General features: G+C 35.3%; 18 protein-coding genes and 2 pseudogenes. 14 read left to right on the top strand and 6 right to left on the bottom strand.

Annotation, left to right across the window (positions count from 1 at the left end; genetic code table 11):
- Positions 1–296: 296 nt before the first annotated feature.
- Positions 297–695, top strand: a complete 399-nt coding sequence (locus MVE64_RS08360; protein ID WP_247345457.1) for a secondary thiamine-phosphate synthase enzyme YjbQ — start codon at positions 297–299, stop codon at positions 693–695.
- Positions 696–818: 123 nt separating this feature from the next.
- Complete coding sequence (locus MVE64_RS08355; protein WP_247345455.1) at positions 819–1,064, top strand: DUF2651 family protein; 246 nt, start codon at positions 819–821, stop codon at positions 1,062–1,064.
- A 50-nt stretch (positions 1,065–1,114) separates the two neighbouring features.
- Here MVE64_RS08355 and MVE64_RS08350 read toward each other — a convergent pair whose 3' ends face one another.
- Positions 1,115–1,939, bottom strand: coding sequence for a protein-glutamine gamma-glutamyltransferase (locus tag MVE64_RS08350; protein ID WP_247345453.1), 825 nt, complete (start codon positions 1,937–1,939; stop codon positions 1,115–1,117).
- 139 nt (positions 1,940–2,078) lie between these two features.
- A pseudogene (locus MVE64_RS08345) lies at positions 2,079–2,877 on the bottom strand (MBL fold metallo-hydrolase).
- 179 nt (positions 2,878–3,056) lie between these two features.
- Here MVE64_RS08345 and MVE64_RS08340 point away from each other — a divergent pair.
- Together MVE64_RS08340 and MVE64_RS08335 are read left to right on the top strand one after the other, a co-directional pair.
- Positions 3,057–3,362 carry an antibiotic biosynthesis monooxygenase family protein gene (locus MVE64_RS08340; protein WP_247345450.1) on the top strand — a complete coding sequence of 102 codons (306 nt, stop codon included), beginning with the start codon at positions 3,057–3,059 and terminating at the stop codon, positions 3,360–3,362.
- Complete coding sequence (locus MVE64_RS08335) at positions 3,359–3,727, top strand: hypothetical protein (protein ID WP_247345447.1); 369 nt, start codon at positions 3,359–3,361, stop codon at positions 3,725–3,727. The genes MVE64_RS08340 and MVE64_RS08335 overlap by 4 nt, the downstream gene beginning before the upstream one ends.
- A 23-nt stretch (positions 3,728–3,750) precedes the next feature.
- Here MVE64_RS08335 and MVE64_RS08330 read toward each other — a convergent pair whose 3' ends face one another.
- Entirely contained in the window at positions 3,751–3,987 is a 237-nt protein-coding gene (locus MVE64_RS08330) for a hypothetical protein (RefSeq protein ID WP_247345446.1), read from the bottom strand.
- A 196-nt stretch (positions 3,988–4,183) separates the two neighbouring features.
- On the opposite strand from MVE64_RS08330, the gene MVE64_RS08325 reads away from it, so the two are divergent.
- From MVE64_RS08325 to MVE64_RS08315, 3 genes and pseudogenes are all read left to right on the top strand, one after another.
- Positions 4,184–4,645: a MarR family winged helix-turn-helix transcriptional regulator gene (locus MVE64_RS08325; RefSeq protein WP_247345443.1), complete on the top strand. Its 462-nt coding sequence runs from the start codon at positions 4,184–4,186 to the stop codon at positions 4,643–4,645.
- 2 nt (positions 4,646–4,647) lie between these two features.
- Positions 4,648–7,769: pseudogene (locus MVE64_RS08320) on the top strand (MMPL family transporter).
- A 161-nt stretch (positions 7,770–7,930) separates the two neighbouring features.
- The gene (locus MVE64_RS08315) at positions 7,931–9,571 is read left to right on the top strand and encodes a sensor domain-containing diguanylate cyclase (protein ID WP_247345441.1); all 1,641 of its coding nucleotides are present in this window, start codon (positions 7,931–7,933) and stop codon (positions 9,569–9,571) included.
- Positions 9,572–9,620: 49 nt separating this feature from the next.
- Here MVE64_RS08315 and MVE64_RS08310 read toward each other — a convergent pair whose 3' ends face one another.
- Positions 9,621–10,172 (bottom strand): CBO0543 family protein, encoded by a 552-nt coding sequence (locus MVE64_RS08310; protein ID WP_247345438.1) that lies wholly within the window; start codon positions 10,170–10,172, stop codon positions 9,621–9,623.
- A gap of 274 nt (positions 10,173–10,446) precedes the next feature.
- Here MVE64_RS08310 and MVE64_RS08305 point away from each other — a divergent pair, with 274 nt between their 5' ends.
- The 7 genes from MVE64_RS08305 to MVE64_RS08275 all read left to right on the top strand — a co-directional run bounded on the left by MVE64_RS08305 (position 10,447) and on the right by MVE64_RS08275 (position 15,490).
- The gene (locus MVE64_RS08305; protein WP_026558957.1) at positions 10,447–10,644 is read left to right on the top strand and encodes a cold-shock protein; all 198 of its coding nucleotides are present in this window, start codon (positions 10,447–10,449) and stop codon (positions 10,642–10,644) included.
- Between the two features lie 269 nt (positions 10,645–10,913).
- A complete protein-coding gene (locus MVE64_RS08300; RefSeq protein WP_247345436.1) occupies positions 10,914–11,804 on the top strand; it encodes a peptidylprolyl isomerase in 891 nt (296 codons plus the stop codon).
- A gap of 156 nt (positions 11,805–11,960) precedes the next feature.
- Complete coding sequence (locus tag MVE64_RS08295; protein ID WP_247345434.1) at positions 11,961–12,602, top strand: sensor histidine kinase; 642 nt, start codon at positions 11,961–11,963, stop codon at positions 12,600–12,602.
- Between the two features lie 5 nt (positions 12,603–12,607).
- Complete coding sequence (locus MVE64_RS08290; RefSeq protein ID WP_247345431.1) at positions 12,608–13,267, top strand: response regulator; 660 nt, start codon at positions 12,608–12,610, stop codon at positions 13,265–13,267.
- Positions 13,268–13,297: 30 nt separating this feature from the next.
- The gene (locus tag MVE64_RS08285) at positions 13,298–14,122 is read left to right on the top strand and encodes a PAS domain-containing protein (protein ID WP_247345429.1); all 825 of its coding nucleotides are present in this window, start codon (positions 13,298–13,300) and stop codon (positions 14,120–14,122) included.
- Complete coding sequence (locus tag MVE64_RS08280; RefSeq protein WP_247345426.1) at positions 14,119–14,625, top strand: sensor histidine kinase; 507 nt, start codon at positions 14,119–14,121, stop codon at positions 14,623–14,625. Before MVE64_RS08285 ends, MVE64_RS08280 begins: the two co-directional genes overlap by 4 nt.
- A gap of 145 nt (positions 14,626–14,770) precedes the next feature.
- Complete coding sequence (locus MVE64_RS08275) at positions 14,771–15,490, top strand: Crp/Fnr family transcriptional regulator (RefSeq protein WP_247345424.1); 720 nt, start codon at positions 14,771–14,773, stop codon at positions 15,488–15,490.
- A gap of 447 nt (positions 15,491–15,937) precedes the next feature.
- Here MVE64_RS08275 and MVE64_RS08270 read toward each other — a convergent pair whose 3' ends face one another.
- Together MVE64_RS08270 and MVE64_RS08265 are read right to left on the bottom strand one after the other, a co-directional pair.
- Complete coding sequence (locus tag MVE64_RS08270) at positions 15,938–17,596, bottom strand: b(o/a)3-type cytochrome-c oxidase subunit 1 (RefSeq protein ID WP_247345421.1); 1,659 nt, start codon at positions 17,594–17,596, stop codon at positions 15,938–15,940.
- On the bottom strand, positions 17,596–18,066 hold the full coding sequence (locus MVE64_RS08265) for a cytochrome c oxidase subunit II (RefSeq protein WP_231308148.1): 471 nt from the start codon (positions 18,064–18,066) through the stop codon (positions 17,596–17,598). Before MVE64_RS08265 ends, MVE64_RS08270 begins: the two co-directional genes overlap by 1 nt.
- Between the last annotated feature and the right edge of the window lie 3 nt (positions 18,067–18,069).

The raw sequence follows: 18,069 nt of genomic DNA, 5'->3' as shown, positions 1-18,069 counted from the left end.
TTCCGGTTAAGTAAAGTAAAATGGTCCATTTTCATCTTTTTCAATTAAATAGGCGGAATCTTTCCGTCTATTTAATCTATTTTTTGTGCTATTTCCTCAATAAGAGGAGTTTCTACGCTTAGTAGCTTATCTTGGTGATTCTTGAAGAGTTGAACCGTAAACCGAACCTGTTATGTTAAGTTGGACTAGTTTTTTTCTTAACTGTGTTTTCAATTCTATTTATGAAACGAAAATGTTTAAGAGACTGCTTTTAACGGTATATACTAGTGTTAATAGGAATAGAAAGGAGATTTTTTATGTTAAGGAAACACACGTTAGAAACTCATAAACGGGATGAAATGATTGAAGTCACGCATTTAGTTCAATCGTTCATAAATGAGCAGAATACGGACGAGGGTGCAGTTTTGGTATATTGTCCACATACAACTGCTGGAATTACGATCAATGAAAATGCCGACCCAGATGTTAAAACTGATATGTTGCGACGCTTTGATGAAGTTTACCCATGGAAACTTGTAAAAGATTTACATGGAGAAGGTAACACGGCAGCACATATGAAAGCGAGCACTGTTGGCAGCTCACAAACAATAATCGTTACAAATGGAAGATTATTACTTGGAACATGGCAAGGAATTTACTTCTGTGAATTTGATGGCCCAAGACGACGTGATGTTTATTTTAAGATCATTAGATAAGTGTGAAATTTTAATGAAATATGTTGGTTGTGGAAATAATAAGCTCCATCCTAAGATGGTTTCTTTTATTTGTTTTATGGTAAAATGAGAAAACATAAAAGCACATACCGTTTGAGGTGAAGTATGGAATTTCAGCTTATCTTTTTGGTTTTCCCAATCACTGTACTTGTCATTTCAATAGTTGGTTACAGTGTAACGAAAAAAACCTATGTTACACCAGCCATTCTATTTGTCCTCTTTACCTTTTTAATGCTCCTTCTATTCAATGAATCCTTTTTCATTTGGGTGCTACTATACACACTGCTTTCTGTTATTGTGACAATGATTATGTACTTATTCGGTAGAATAAAAAGGAAGAGAACCAAATAAATGTAAAGAAAAGGCAATCGGTCGTTCCCGATTGCCTTTTTATCAGTAGCTTAATGATAAAAAGTGGCACTGCCTATTTTACTAACGATTGTTTTTGAAGCAAGAAAAGTTGGAATCTGAGCTCTAGATTGAGCATTATTAGAGAATTGATACAGATACCGGTTATCTAATCTGGTAACTTGTGAAAGAAGATACGCAGACTCCGTTGCATAAGCTTTTCTTCTCTTATTTAAGGATTCAATGATTCCTTCTGCTGTTTTTATGCCGATACCATGACCGAAATATAGGTCATTGCCTAAATCAATCACATTTTCTCCTCGCCATTGGGGTGTTTTTGGATTAAATTGAGGATTATCAAAATACAAGCAATCTCCTGGTAAGTAATCATTTCCCCGTCTCGTATAGATTGGCAAATCATTATCTGATTGCCAGTCGCGAAGGTAAATGCCCTGATAAATACGGTTGAATTGAGCATTATTAATGGAATCTAAAACAGCTTTATAAAAGATGATAACCATCGCAGTAGCACATTCAAATCCATACTCTACACCATTCTGGAAAATATCGTTAATGGCATCAGCCGGATTCATTCCTTGCTTTAGTTTAAAGCCGCCTTGCTCTGTTAAATTCCAGAAACGCTCATTACAGTGCGCACGCTCAAAGGTCGTAAATTTAGCCTTACTGGCCAATAAGTGACGAGCAGCCTGGATTGTTGCATATCGTATTTGAAGTGTGAATTGAAAATGCTGATTATTCATAAAAGAATAGCTTTCTTGATAACGATCCATTTTGTCGATCATTTCAATTTGTTCTGTCTTAAAAGCGGAGGATTTTAATTCGTTTCCATTTACTTCTCTGTTTCCTATGATAATCATGAGGTCCCTCCTTAATTTGTCATCATTAAAGTGTATGGTGAAAATTAAGAGGTTAGAAACACATTATCAAGATTTATTTGTCATGAAATTAACCATAAAAAAACGCAATAGCAGGAAACGCTAATGCGTTAGAAACATTTTATTTCTTATTTTCAGGTACTTCAGTTTCAGCAAAAGTATCAACAAGCTTTTTTAAATTCGTTGTTAATTCATCATCAGCTATCGGAAGACCATGGCCTGATACAGCGATGGAAGGTTTAAGAGACTCGAGTTTTTTTACAGATTCTTCAGCAGCTTTCCAATCTATAGTAAAGTATGCAGGTGGACCATGCATTTCTTGTTTCTGGGTCATCACGTCATATAAGGATTCTTGTTCAACTGTAGTAAAAGCATCTCCGACAATTAGAGCTCGATCATATTCTCTGAACAAAGAAATGTGACCAGGCGTATGTCCAGGTGTATGAATGAACCGCCAGTCCGCTAAAGAAGGAATAACCCCCTCCTCATTTAGCAGTTCAAGATTTGAACTAACATCTATACTATGTCTTGGAAACATCGGTGACATTTTAGCAACCAGTCCTTCAGCCTCTGGGTTTGGTGGTGGATAGTCACTTCTTCCAGACAGATAAGGTGCTTCTAAAGGATGGGCATATACTGGAACATCCCATTTATTTAGCAGTTCTTTTAACGCTCCTACATGGTCAAAATGTCCATGTGTTAAAACGATACTAGTAGGTTTGCAGCCATCCCCGAATCTCTTTTGAGGCTTCAGAGATAATGAGCTCATGTGACTCAGGCATACCTGCATCGACTAAGACAAATTCATTAGACTGCTTGGGATCTCCAATAAATACGACATTTACGATTTGAACAGATAAACAAAAAACATCTGGTACTACCTCAATTCCCATTCCGCTAGTAATTGAAGTCATTGGCATTTTTTTCACATTCTAACCCCCACTGTTTCAAATTCTATGATAGTATTTCAAAAAAAGGGGAGAGTATGAAATAGATATACAATTTTCAGTAAAAGACAGGATAGTTTTCAGGTAAACCTATCTCATCTATAATAGTGAAGGAAGCATCATACACTATCTACGCGGGGAGAGAGTTTTACATGTATATTGTTCATTCAACCTTCAATGTCCCAATAGAAAAGGTGGAAGAGGTTATTGGAATATATCAGACACGTTCTAAACTTGTCGATACATATGAGGGGTTTCAATCGTTTCAGTTATTACAAAACGAAGTAAAACCTAATGAATTAACCGTTCAAATTAATTGGAAAACAAAGCAAGATTATTTGAACTGGGTAACAAGTGATGCATACAAAAAAGTGCATGAACTGGAGAAAAATTACCCTGATCAAGAGCTTGCATCTATTAAACCAATTGTTCAAAGATATGAAGTGGTGGCAGAATGAAGCAGGAAGTCATTGCCTCTATGATTGATGAGATTGTAGAAGGGATATATGAGGCCTATCCAATTTTAGAAGAAAAATATGGAGAACTAGGAAGAAAAAAATGTGTTGAAGATAATTATCATCATTTTAAGCATTTAGATACGGCCTATTCTCTTAATGAGGAAAAGCTGTTTATTGACTACGCACTTTGGCTAAATAATATTCTAACTTCACGTGGAATGAAGGAAGATCATTTGATTGATAACTTTGAAAGAATCATCAACGTATTACATACTGAACAAACAGAGGAAGCAGAGAAATATAAGATGTATCTTGAGTCTGCGATCGTAACATTAAAGAGTGAGAAACAGAAGAAGGGGCAATAGTTGCTCCTTCTTTTTTTGCTGGACTATCTTTTTGGTGTTAAAACAATTTTCTTTTCACCTTCACCTTTACTTTTTAGCTTGTATACAATTCCGAGAAAAAGCGGAGCAAGAGAGGTGACATATAAAAATGACCAATCCTGAAAAATAAGATAATCTACGAAATAACCAACACAAAGTAAACCAAAAATAATAAAGAAAAGTAACGAAATATGTTGGTATTCTTTATTAATGAATCGTCTACGTCCTATGAAAGATCTCATCTATACCTCTCCTTTTCTTTTACTCCTATGTTTCCCTTTATTGGTAACTATATGCTAAATATAACTTGTTAGATGTTATGAATGATTTTATTTAGAGAGAATAAGAATTATTTATTGACAGAAGAAGATAAAAAAATTATAGTTAAACACGTTAATAGTTAAATAGTTTAATTACTTTGAAAGGGTGGCTCCTTTTATGAAGGAAAAACAAATAGAAGATTTAATTAATCGTTATCTTGCAGTAAGCTTTTCTGTTACTAAAAAGGGGGAAAGTCTTGTTAAGGATAGTATTGGAGACTTTATAACAAACGACCAGCACTATACGCTCAGATATATACATAAAGTTGGTACGTTTACATCTACTGAGCTATCTGAGATCTTTGATGTGAAAAAAAGTGCCATTACAGCAATCATTAACCGACTAACAGAAAAGGAGTTAATTAAACGAACAAGGGATGAAAATGACCGTAGGGTTATTTATTTAACCTTAACAGAAAAGGGAACAGAATTGTTTGAAAAAACAGAAGAGAAAATTCATAGGTTGGTTGAGTCGATCATTACTAGTTTTGATGAAGATGAAATTGTCTCATTTATTGAAACATATGAGAAATTAAACACTCTGTTGGATAATTTAAAAGACTGTAAAATGGAGGAGTAGTTGTGAACGCAATTATAAAAGCAAAATGGCTTGTTATCATCGGATGGGTAGCGATCGTTGTAGGATTATTTTTAGTTGCTCCTAACATGGCGGACCTAGTAAAGGAAAAAGGCCAGGTTAGTGTGCCTGATGGTTATTCATCATCGTTAGCCGACGAGATCATGAATGAAGTCCAGGCGAAAGAAAGTGTAGGCGATGAAATTTCAGCAGCTCTCGTTTTTCATAATGATAATAAATTAACGAATGAAGAAATGAAGGAAGCTGAAAAAGCGATTCACTTGTTAGAAGAAAATGAAGAATTAGATGTTACGGATATTTTAACTCATTTTAACGAGGAAGCATTAGAAGAGCAGTTAGTTTCAGAAGATGGAAAAACGATTCTTGCTAATGTGACAATTAACAGAAATGATCGTGAAGCAAAAGAGATATCTGCTTTACTCTATAAAACAATTGAAGACGTAAATGTTGAACATTATTATACAAGTGGCTGGATGATTGATCAGGATGTTATGACAAGCTCACAGGAAGGTCTAAAGAAGACTGAGGGAATTACAGTTGTCTTTATTTTAGCTGTCTTACTGTTAGTTTTCCGATCAATTATTGCACCAATCATACCTTTAATAACAGTAGGTCTTACCTACTTAGCATCACAATCAATCGTTTCTGTGCTGGTTGATGTAATGAATTTTCCGATATCCAACTTTACACAAATCTTCCTAGTGGCTGTATTATTTGGAATCGGGACAGATTATTGTATCCTTTTATTAAGTCGTTTTAAAGAAGAGTTATCACATAAAGAGAGTGTCACAGAGGCAATAGTTGAGACATATCGTAACGCGGGAAGAACCGTTTTCTTTAGTGGCTTGGCTGTTATGATTGGGTTTGCTGCTATTGGCTTCTCACAATTTAAATTGTATCAATCAGCATCAGCTGTAGCAGTAGGAGTTGCCATTCTTTTAATAGCTTTATTCACTGTTGTTCCATTTTTTATGGCAGTGTTAGGAAACAAAATCTTCTGGCCATCAAAAGGAACATTAGAGCACAAAGATAGCAAAATATGGGGAGTTGTTGGACGTTTTTCTCTCGCAAGACCTCTTATTGCACTTCTTGTTGTTGCATGTGTATCTGTGCCGTTTTTAGCTTTCTATGATGGAGAATTATCATTTAATTCTCTTGAGGAAATAGGTGGAGATTATAATTCAATAAAAGCCTTTAATGCTATATCGGATAGCTTTGGACCTGGGGATTCAATGCCAACTCAAGTAGTTCTTAAGAATGATGAAGAGATGGGTTCTACCGAATACATTGCTCTCGCTGAGAAAATTACGAAGGAATTAGAAAAGGTTGATTTAGTTGACACTGTTCGTTCTGTAACAAGACCGACTGGAGAGAAAATTGAAGACTTTTATGTATCAAAACAAGCAGAAAGTCTTGAAGAAGGCCTTGGAGATGGTAATGAAGGAATCGAAAAAATCAGTGATGGTTTAGCTGAAGCAGAAAGTGAAATGGCAGGTTCTGCACCAAAGTTGAAAGAAGCAACTGACGGTATTGGTGATTTAATTACTGGGACGACAAAGCTTAATTCAGGTGTGTCAGAACTTCAAACTAATTTAGCGAAAATCGAAGAAGGAATTCGTCAAGGTTCAGCTGGTTCAGGTGATATAAAAGACGGATTAGCAAAAACTAAGGCAGGGCTGAACAAGCTTTAGAAGGAAGTAAACAATTATTAAAGGGATACCAAGATGTTGAAACAAATATTGGTAATTTAAATAGTGGATATGTCAAAATTGGTTCAGGTATCTCTGATTTATCAGATGTACTAAAATCGTTGAATTCAGATTTTGAGGCTTTAGAAAATAATGAAGCATATGTGGGACTAGCGGAAGATTCAAATTATGCTGCAATTAAGGGTACAGTCCAAAATGTTGCACAAACTCAATTGCCAACATTATCTGGAGGAATTGAGGAGTTAAATACTGGACTTGCAGCAATTCAAGGCGGAATGAACACAGCGAATGGTCAATTCCAAAAATTAATTGAAGGACAGCAGCAAATTGTAAACGGACTTCAACAACTAATTCAAGGAATTGATCAGCAACAAGCAGGCTTAAATCAGCTTGCCGATTACCAAGGTCAAGCCGTTAACGGTATTCCGCAAGTTTCAAATGGTCTTTCAGAGGTAACAAAAGGACAGCAACAATTACTTGATGGATTTGGTGATTTAAATGGTCAAATGAGTCAATTAACAGATGGATTAGCGCAAAGTGTTGACGGTTTGAATAAGGTGTCTGATGGTCTTGGCTCAGCTCAAGATTATTTAGCAGATTTATCTCAATCATCTGAATCAGGATTTTATTTACCAGAAGAAGTGTTAGAGAGTGAGGACTTCGAACAAGCTTTAGACACCTACTTGTCTGACGATCGTAAAGTCATGACGCTTGATGTCATCTTCAAAGCAAATCCTTATTCAAATGAAGCGATTAATCAAGTAGATGAGTTAAATGCAGCAATTGAAAGAGCTACGAAAGATACAAAGCTTGAAAATGCAAAGGTGGCTATTGGTGGAATTACAAGTACAAATGCTGACTTAAGTACAATGTCTAATAACGATTATTCACGTACAGTTGTTTTGATGCTTGTTGGTATTTCTATTATTCTTGTTTTCTTGTTCCGCTCAATCATTATGCCAATCTATATTATTGGATCATTAATATTAACTTATTATACAGCTATGGGAATTAATGAAGTTATCTTTGTTAACATCTTGGGTTATTCAGGAATTAGCTGGGCGGTGCCATTCTTCGGCTTTGTTATATTAGTAGCCTTAGGCGTTGATTATAGTATCTTCTTAATGGATCGCTTTAATGAATATAAAGATCTTTCAGTTGGTGAAGCGATGCTGCTCGCGATGAAGAAAATGGGAACAGTTATTATTTCGGCTGTTGTCATTTTAGGTGGGACATTTGCAGCGATGATTCCATCAGGCATGTTATCTCTTATTCAAATAGCATCTATTATTCTAACAGGACTACTGTTATATGCTCTCATTGTATTACCATTATTTATTCCAGTTATGGTAAAAACATTTGGAGCAGCAAATTGGTGGCCATTTAAAAGAGCTTAATAGTAAGAGGAAGGCAGTTGACATCGTGTCAACTGCCTTTATTAATAGATATTTTTTTCTGAAAGAGTTTAGATTTTTAAAAGTTTACCGATATAAAAAATAGGCTATAAGATAGAAGAGTCTTGTGGTTAAATTTACGGTTGAAATAAGGAGAACCTCCTATGTCACATGTTAGTTTACGGACATTTTTTTCATTAACATTTTTAATCTTTATTATATTGTTAACAGCTGTTTTGACTATTTCTGTTGGATCTAAATCAAGTGAGGAAATGGAAGAGGAAATTGGAAACTCATTATCAAATGTTTCCTATCAGATGGCTGATAAATTAGACTTTTTTATGTGGTCCCGATATAACGAGTTAAAGCTTCTTAGTGAGCTAAACACCATAAAAGATGAGGGGAATCTTAATGACAAGAGAGTCCTTTTAAACGAGTTACAAAAGAACATCTCTTCTTTTTCCTGGGTTGGAATAACGAATAAAGAAGGAGAAGTGATTGTAGCAACAAACAATATGTTAGTAGGAAATAGCATTAAAGAGCGTCCTGTTTATCTTGAAGCAATAAAAAAGCCATTTGTCGGTGACGTTCATGAAGCAGTATTGCTTGCAAAATTAATGCCTAGTCCCAATGGAGAACCTGTGGAGTTTGTTGATATTAGTTTTCCAGTCCGTAATCAGAAAGGAGAGTTTTCGGGGGTGTTAGCCTCTCACCTTAGCTGGGATTGGTCAAAAGAAATACATAGGTCGATTATTGAGCCATATAAAGCACACTTAAAAAGTGCAAAGCGTGTTGAAGTATTTATCATTCGCTCAGAAGACAATCGTATTCTGTTGGGGCCAGACAATATGATTGGTACTGCTTTGCCGACATCGTTAACAAATGACAATTCAATATCTGATAAGAATTGGAATATTAGGAAGTGGCCCGATGGAAGAGATTATGTAACAAGTTATTCTTACAGTGATGGATATTTAAATTACCCAGGTCTTAACTGGAAGATTATTGTGCGAGAACCCGTTGACACTGCCTTTGCTTCGGTTGAAAAGTTAAAAAGCTATACATTAACAGTGGGAATGATAGCCGCGATTTTGTTTGCCGTGATTGGCTGGTTTATTGCAGGTAGAGTTGCCAATCCTCTTAAGGAAATTGCCATTGCAGCCAATCAACTAAAAAGGGGAGAACGTACAGAAATACCTTATTTTACACGAATTAGGGATTTGAATGATCTTTCCTTATCCTTAAGAGAAATGGTCGATACCATTATGGAAACGAAATCTGAGCTTGGAAGAATGAAAAAACTTGCTCTAAAAGACAGCCTTACAGGGCTGCCAAACAGAGTAGCATTATACTCTTATATTGATAAAAAGTTAGAGAACGATACTAATGATGAAAATTATTTCTTTTTATTTATGGATTTAGATGGCTTTAAAGATATAAATGATATTTACGGCCATCAGGCTGGTGACGATTTATTAGTAAAAGTTGCAGACAGATTGAAGGCGTCTGTTAAGAAAGGGGATTTTGTGGCACGGCTCGGTGGAGATGAATTTATTTTAATTATTCGTTGTGAAACAAATTCCAGAATAGATGAAGGGATCGAATTAGGAGAAAGCATAATTAGTTCTATCAATTCACCGATCTCGTTAGGAGATGGAGTTGAGGTTGTTATTAGATGTAGTATTGGTGGAGCTATTTGGCCTGAATGTGGCATAGAACCTGATGAGGTTATCGATTTAGCAGATCAAGCCCTTTATCAATCTAAAGATAAGGGGAAGAACCAAGTAACCTTTTATCAAGCATAAACAGGCCGTTTTGAAAAGGAAGATGGATGTAACCTTTTAAAATGAATGATCAGCTTTTTTGAAAATGCGTTAAAATAAAACGGATGAAATAGTAAATAATCATTCCATATAAAATCAATCCAATAAATGAGCAGGTATGTGTCCACCACTTGTGATTGGCATACATATCAAACTTTACAAAAGCTGGTTCAATCATAAATGCGAGTATACCAGCAAAAATAATATATTTCCATATATAAGAAGTAAATGTTGGTGAATATTGGTAGATTAGCATGGGAAAAATAGGGATAACGGCAACATCAGCCGGTACAAGTGGCGGAATAATTGGAATAAGCTTGTCCGGATATCCCCACAATCCAAGGAAAATACCTACTTCATCTAGAAATGAAGCTAGCAAAGAACTGATAAGTCCGAAAAGAATTAGTTCAAGTGATCTATTTCGATCTCTAAATTTATTCCATACTATAAATGGTCCAATTGTTGATAATAATAGAAACCACCATGTTACAGTAAATAAATCATCGTGATACCAATGGGAAAAGCTTGAGTTATTTAGGTTTTCATTTATTTTTAAAATATCCTGATAGGTAGGGGTATTCATTGTACCACCTCATTTAAATCAAAATGGTTTATTCACTATAATGGGCATTAGTGGTAAGAAATATGTAGGTTTTTATCGAAGATTTGTGGATAAAAGCTTGTTTAGTTTCTTGATTTTAACAAAAATAAGTGTTAAGATTGACTTAATTATTTTTGTTCGGATAAGACTGAGAGATGGAAGTGCTTTAAAAAGTTTTTTCCTCTTGAAGAATCGTTGTCTAGCAAGAATAGTAATACAATGTGGACTTTTTAGATACCACGCAGGAGGAAAAACAATGCTACAAGGTAAAGTAAAATGGTTTAATTCAGAAAAAGGTTTCGGTTTCATCGAAGTAGAAGGACAAGACGATGTATTCGTACACTTCTCAGCAATCCAAGGTGATGGCTTCAAAACTTTAGAAGAAGGCCAAACAGTTACTTTTGAAGTAGAGCAAGGAGCTCGTGGACCACAAGCTGCTAACGTTCAAAAATAATAATGACGCTGCAACAGCAGCTCTATAAAAGACTCCAATTTGGGGTCTTTTTTTCTTGGACTTAGTAAGCGCTTTATACTATTGCAAGGATCTATTCTCAGTAGAAAAAACAGAAGCATTCTTTAAGGAGCCGGAATGAACTACTGAATGAGTAACCATTTCATAATTTCCCATAATTCGTCCATATTTATCCCACACTTTCTCTTTATAGTAAAAGCTAGTCAAGTATTACAAATTGAAAGACTATAAACATAATAGGGAGTTTTACAATGGTTGAGAAGTTATTAACAAGTAAAAAAACAATTGGCATCCTTGCGATTCTCGTTGTAGCAGCAATTGCCATTTTTATTTTTCTTTCTACGAGAAGTGAAGTTGTTGCAAAAGTTGGAAATGAATCAGTAACAAAGGACGATCTATATTCGTATTTTGTTAAGCAAAATGGGACAACTGCAGTAGACACATTAATTACAAAAAGCATCATTGAGCAAGAGACTGCAAAAGAAAACATCTCCATAACTGATGAAGAAGTAGATGCAGAGCTTGATGAGTTAATCACCACATATGGTGGAGAAGACACGTTTAATCAAACATTAGCTTCGAGCGGCTTAACGATGGAAGATGTAGAAGAAGACGTGAAAGTAAACCTTCAAATTGAAAAATTACTAGAATCAAAGATTGAAATTACTGAAGAGGAAATGCAAACATATTTTGATGAAAACAAAGATACTTTTGCTCAAACTAAACAGGTAAAGGCAAGTCATATCTTAGTTGAGGATGAAGAAACAGCGAAAGAAGTGAAAGAAAAGATCGATGCTGGAGAAGACTTTGCAGAGCTAGCTAAAAAATATTCAACAGATACGTCAACTGCTGAAGCTGGGGGAGACTTAGGATTCTTTGGAGAAGGAAGTATGGTAGCAGAATTCGAAAAAGCGGCATTTTCTATGAAGGTCGATCAAATAAGTGAGCCTGTTAAAACGGAATACGGCTATCATATTATTAAAGTAACTGAAATTCAAGAAGCTGCTGAAGCAAACTTTGATAACAGTAAAGAAGAAATTAAGGATATCTTGTTCGATGAAAAGTTGTCAACTGAATATCCAACTTGGTTAGAAGATAAGCAAGAAGAGTATGGTGTGAAAAACTATCTTTCTGAAGAATAAACGAAAAAAGAGCCCAAAGTGGCTCTTTTTTTGATTAATAATAAGCCAAATTTTCTACCCGTGATGAATATCACAGTCTCAAATACAGCCATTCATTAAAATAAGAGTTAAGAGTAGACTTCATACTCTTAGATGCTTACGGATAAAGGTGAAAGTATGAACAGTGAAAAACACGATTTACTTGATACACATATGCTTCGGCATTATGAAAAGGAGCTAGAGGAAATTTCCTCTCTTTTACATGAAGATATTGCGCAAAAGATGTATGCATTATTTAACCATTTACAATATGTGCAGCAATATATTGATGACCGACAAGATAGAACTCGAAATGAAGAAATGATAAAATTAACGAAGTGTACGATCGAGGATTTAAGATTTATCTCTCAAGATGTGCTACCTTTTTGTCATAAAGGAATAAACGGGGCAATAGAAGCTTTTTTAATGAACTATAGCAAAAAGAATGGAGTATCAGTTCAAATTCATAGCTATGGTGAAAAGAAACGACTGCCGCAAATAGTCGAAGTATTTTCTTATCGAATACTGAAAGATATGCTAAATAATCTAGCTGACCTTTTTACCGTTAGCGACCTAGAAGTCACTTGCTTTTGGGAAGAAATCGTTCAAATTAGAATAAACTACACAATAGAATTACAATCAAAGAATCAGCATGAACAGTTTTTAGATCATATTCTAGAATACAAAGAAAAGATGGAGTTAGTTAAAGGAACAATCAATTTAGAGAGAATTGATGAACATCATAGTCAACTAACCTTATCCATTCAGAATGAGAGGTGATATTTTTGACAACATCCATTTTATTAGTTGATGACCACGCTGTTGTTCGCACAGGGTTAAAATTATTAATAAATGATATCGAAAACATGGAGGTTGTAGGGGAAGCTTCTGAGGGTGACGAGGCTATCAAAATGGTGGAACAGCTTAAGCCAAAAGTTGTCTTAATGGATTTAAGTATGCCACATGGAAAAGATGGATTATCTGCAACGGTTGAAATTAAGAAAAGGTGGCCTGAGGTTCAGATTCTTATTTTAACCATGCATGATGATGAAGAGTACTTATTCCGCGTGATCCAGGCTGGTGCCTCTGGGTGTATATTAAAAAGTGCACTTCATAACGAATTGATTCATGCCATCACTGTTGTTGCCGAGGGCTCAGCATACTTATATCCAACTGCAACAAAGAAATTAATGGAGGATTATCTCGATAAATTACAAAGTGGAGCAAATGTTGATACGTATTCCCTTCTATCAGAACGAGAAAAAGAGGTCCTAACATTAATTGCAAAAGGGTTTTCAAATAAAGAAATTGCAGAAAAGCTTATCATCAGTGTTAAAACAGTTGAAAACCATAAGGCAAGGATTATGGAAAAATTAAAGTTAAAAACAAGACCTGAACTTGTAGAATATGCTTTAAAAAAGGGATTGTTAGGCTATGGTATCTAATGAACCATTAAGAAAGGAATTTCATCATAAATGATTCAAAAAGATTCTCAAGTATACATCATCATTAATGAACAAGGCACGATAGAATCCTTCAACCTCCCAGCAACAGAAATATTTGGCTTTAAACAAGAAGAGGTAAAGGGTAAAAAAGTAGATATATTATTTCCTCATTTTAACTTTCACTTGTTACATCAAGAAGATAGTTCAGCATTTGAAACGTTAGGGGTTTTAAAAGATCAATCCATCACAACATTTCAGGTTAATTGTAGTAGGCTTTTACTATTAGATCAATTATATTTTGTCCTACATGTTGAAACCGCAAAGGAGCAAAAATCATCCTTTAATAAAATGAAAGCAGAATTAAAAGCCTCTCTCTCGGAATTGATGGATTTTAAATTTGCTCTGGACGAGTCATCTATTGTAGCTATAACTGATCAAAAAGGAATGATTACTTATGTTAATGATACATTTTGTAAAATTTCAAAATATAGTAGTGAAGAATTGATTGGGAAAAGTCACAAAATCATTAACTCTGGTTATCACTCTCCTGATTTTTTTCGAAACCTCTGGAGGACAATTGGAAATGGAAAGGTATGGAAGGGGGAAATTAAAAATCGAGCAAAGGATGGAACCTATTACTGGGTTGATACAACGATTGTTCCTTTTTTGAATGGAAAGGGTAAGCCTTATCAATATTTGGCGATTCGTAATGAAATTACTGGTAAAAAACGTGCAGAAGAAGAATTACAGAGAATGATGAGTAAGCTAATCGGCATACAAGAAGAGGAGAGGAAAAAATCTCTCGAGAGCTTCATGATGGTATTGGCCAGAACCTATATAGTCTTCTTATTATGATTAACCGATTAAGGACGGACTCGAATCAACAATTCATTGAACAAATGGAAACCGAAATATCCAACATCATTGATGAAATACGTCAAATATCATGGCAGTTACGGCCGTCAATTTTAGATGACCTTGGACTTATTCCCGCTATTCGATCTTTTGTAAATAAATTTAATGAGCATTATGGTCTAAAAACGAACTTTACATATAAGCTTCAAAGACGACTTGATTCTGAGGTTGAAACAAGCATATATCGCATTGTTCAGGAGGCGATGACTAATGCAAGAAAATACGCTAAAACAAATGAGATATCACTATCAATAATAGAAGGTGAAAATGAGTTAGATATTGTCATTGATGATCATGGAGTAGGCTTCGATCCGAAAGCAAAAAGAAATGGTGTTGGATTATTTAGTATGGAGGAAAGAGCGCGGTCCATTGAGGCAGATTTTCAAGTTCATTCCCAAATAAATGAGGGAACAACGATTAAGGTAAAGGTACCTTTTCAATAAGAAGAAGGAGCACAGAGATAAAGCTGCTCCTTCTTTTTGTATTATTGGGGGAATCCCTGAATGAAAATAAGGGAATTCCCTGATAACTTTCTCTTCATCATTGCTTTACAATAAGGATATAAGAAACGATACGGGGGCGATGATGATGACAACATGTGTAAAAAAGAGAAATGAAGATGTGAAAAATACGAATTTCTTTTCTAAAGACAGTTTAAATTTGTTAAAAAAGAACATGAAGTTGATGACGTTTAAAAGCGGAGACCACATCTTTTTTGAAGGAGACCATGTGAATTCTCTCTATTATGTAATTGAAGGAACAATTAACTTATATAAAGCAACAGAAGATGGGAAAATTCTCACATTGAACTATTTTGAAGAAGATGATCTTTTTGGTGATTATCCTCCAAATGCTAAAAATAAAACAAGAGAGAACGCAAAAGCATTAGAAGATTCTGTTGTAGGGATGATTGATCTACATGATGTTGAACTGCTACTTTGGGAACACCGTGATTTTTCAATTGAATTTACAAAATGGGTTAGTCATTCTCAACAGCTAACACAAACAAAACTACGTGATTTAATGTTTTTTGGTAAAAACGGGGCTATGGCTTCCGTAATTATTCGAATGACAAACACATACGGCAAACAGCAGGGGAATAAATGGGAAATTACAAAAAAATTCACCCATGATGAAATGTCATGTTTAATAGGAACACCTAGAGAAACTGTGACACGTATGCTAAGTCAACTGAAAAAAGATGGATTAATAGATTATGATAAGGGATATATCACGGTTTTTGATTTAAATGGTCTTAAGAACATTTGCCGCTGTGAGGATTGTCCTTTACAGATATGCCGCTTATAAAAAACAAAAGCTATTGTTGCTTTTGTTTTTTGTTTTAGTGCTTTTTATGAAGTAATACGAACAAAGAGGGGCGTTTCATTGCGCTCCAGACACTCGCTTTCCGCGGGGAGGAAGCTGAGCCTCCTCGCCTTCGCCTGCGGGGTCTCAGCCTTTCCTCTTCTCCCGCAGGAGTCGAGTGTCTTCCGCTCCATTCCACTAACGTTTTTATAATCTTATTCAAGTCCCATATTGAAAGGGAAATCACACACTCATTCACTTTGTGATCTAGTTATAACAGTCTTAATCTATCGCCTTATTCTTACAATAAAAAAGGACTCTCCAAAAAAAATAGGAGAGTCCTTTTTATTATTCATTTTCTTCTTTTGTAGTAAAATCTACTAAAAGAGCCGTTAAGATTGTTGTTACAATAAGCATTGAAAAGGTAACGGTAAACATAGTATCAACCTCCTACCACGTTTTAAATCCTGAGGAGCCAGGTGGTGCATGATGGATCATCTCAGCTAAAGGAATGGTATAAGCAAATGCAATTAAAGCGAAAGCAATACCGATCCAGATCCACCAATTCTCCAAATATTTAGGAGTTTGATCAAGGTCACTCTCTGCCATTGGAAACTCAACAAGTTCATTCTCCGTTTTTGCTTTAGGTGCAAAGAACAATGTTTGAAACACAATATAGATTAAGATCATCGCAGATAAAAAGAGAATCGTCCCACCAATGGCCATTGTTACATGGTTGGATAGTATTCCATTGAACCACTCTAAAGCAGTCGGATCATCCATATAACCGGCATAAGCTGTACGTCTCGGTGCTCCTAGTAAACCTAAAATATGCTGAGAGGTACTCATGAGCAACATACCGATTGACCAAGTAATGATCTGAATGAAAGCCAGTTTCTGAATTGACTTTGTTAGTTTTCTACCTGTTAAGTAAGGTATTAACCAAAACGTTAGTCCCATAAATGTCATAGCAACAGGTGTACCAACGGTAATGTGAAAATGTCCAACAACCCAAAGAGTATTATGGACAACCTCGTTTAGCTGGAAACTTGCATTGATTATTCCACCAGCTCCACCTGGGATAAAGAAGAACATAGCAATGAATAAAGATGTAAATCGAATATCTTTCCAAGGAAGTTTAAAGAACCAACCAAATAATCCTGAAGCTCCTTTTAATCTTCCTGTTCTTTCGAATGTTCCAAACATAGAGAAAGCAGTCATTAATGATGGAATAATAACCATAAATGTTAAAACTGTCTGTAAAAACTTCCAAAAGCTTGAGATACCTGGTTCTGTAAGCTGATGGTGAAAGCCAACAGGGATAGAAAATAAAATAAATAACACGAATGACAAACGTGCAAGTGAGTCACTAAAAACTTTTCCGCCAATAATTTTTGGAACAACTACATACCATGCCATATAAGCAGGTAACAACCAGAAGTATACGAGCGGGTGCCCGAAATACCAGAAAAGTGAACGGCTCAATTCAACATTTATCGTATCAACCCAGCCAAACGCCCAAGGTATAAATTGAAATAATACAGTTGCTACTACACCTAGGCAAGCAATAATCCAAAGAATAAGAGTAGATATCGTCATATAGGCAAACAAAGGACTTAGTTGTTTTTTATGTTGTTTTTTCCATTTTACATAATGACCAATAAGGGCAAAGCTGTATATCCAAGTTCCTACTACGAATAGTGCCAAACCTACATAATACCATCCGCTTGCTTGAAGTGGTGCGTAAAATGTGTAAAGAACAGAAGCTCTGCCAGCAATAATTTCGACGGTTGCAAGAATTGTTCCGGCTGTTGTTACAAAAAATCCAATCCATGAAAAAAGGCGTACTTTCGGTCCAAAAGCACCGAGAGAATAGCTCATTCCAGAAATAAGAAAAGCAAAGATAAAATAAGTTGTAAAAATAAGTGCTAATAAAACGCCATGTGCTGTTAGTATTTGATAATAGTCAAGCCATGGTGGAAGTGTTAGTGCATCATTTCTAATAAACACCTGCATTAAACCGCAGAATGTACCTATTAAAAAAGCAATATATGCTACAACAATATTTGTAATAGCGAGCTTTCTATCTCCTAAACTAATCTGTTTCATCACTCAACCACCTCAATTGTTGTTTTCATAAAATGATGCCCTGTGCCACAGTACTCGTTACAAATCACCAAATACTGTCCAGCCTCATCAAACGTATATTCCTTTGTATTAATTTGACCAGGTACAACCATCATGTTTACATTTGTTTTTGCAATTGAGAAGCTATGAGTAACATCAGTACTAGCTACCTTAAAAACTACTTTTTTTCCAACTGGTACTTTTATTTCCGCTGGATCGTACCCAAATGCTTTTGCAACGATAATAACTTCATATGTGTTGTCATCAATTTGATGTACACCAGGGTTGTCAAAAGGAGCTGTTTGCTCTACTTTATCAGGATCGATTGTATCCATACCCCCTGAAGGATGATGATTGAAAGCAAATGCTGTTACTCCAATAATACTTAGAAATAAAACTAAAGAAATAATTCCGAATCCTAACCAGATTTTTTCAAATTTATGAAAATGCATTGT

The sequence above is a fragment of the Metabacillus endolithicus genome (assembly GCF_023078335.1).
Classification (GTDB): domain Bacteria; phylum Bacillota; class Bacilli; order Bacillales; family Bacillaceae; genus Metabacillus; species Metabacillus endolithicus.
The sequence above is the reverse complement of the archived record's forward strand: the minus strand, read 5'-3'. Positions and strand labels throughout refer to the sequence as shown.